1 protein-coding gene is annotated in these 539 nt (G+C 46.4%); it reads left to right on the top strand.

All coding sequences use genetic code 11. The annotated features are described in order from the left end of the window. On the top strand, window positions 1–480 hold a 480-nt coding region (locus R7Z77_RS28050), incomplete at its 5' end, for a methyl-accepting chemotaxis protein (RefSeq protein ID WP_318137395.1). Window positions 481–539 lie beyond the last annotated feature (59 nt).

The following is a 539-nucleotide window of genomic DNA, read 5'->3' as shown; positions in this document are numbered from 1 at the left end:
GAACAAACGAACTTGTTGGCGTTGAACGCAGCGATTGAAGCTGCACGTGCTGGTGAATCTGGTCGTGGTTTTGCGGTAGTAGCGGATGAAGTTCGTATGCTAGCGGCACGTACTCAAGATTCAACGCAAGAAATCTCAACAATCATTGAAGAGCTACAAGCGCAATCAGGCCTTGCTAACGACAGCATGCAAGTTAGCCTGGAAATGTTAACTCGTAACAACGAGCTGACTCAGCAAGCGAACGATGCGTTGATCGGTATTACAGAATCTGTTGCGAACATCAACGATTCAAACACGCAAGTAGCGACAGCTGCGGAAGAGCAATCTCAAGTCACTCAAGACATCAACCGCAACGTGGTTAACATGTCTGAACTTGTGAACCAAAATGTAGCGGGCATCAGCCAAAGCGCAAGCGCAAGTAGCGAGCTATCACTACTGGCTGAAAAGCAAAAAGAACAGTTGAGCTTCTTTAAGCTGTAAGCTTTTGCTTTACGTTTTTAAATATGGTCTCAGCAAAAAGGCACCCTCGGGTGCCTTTT

Source organism: Vibrio sp. 1401 (genome assembly GCF_033340295.1).
The sequence above is the reverse complement of the archived record's forward strand: the minus strand, read 5'-3'. Positions and strand labels throughout refer to the sequence as shown.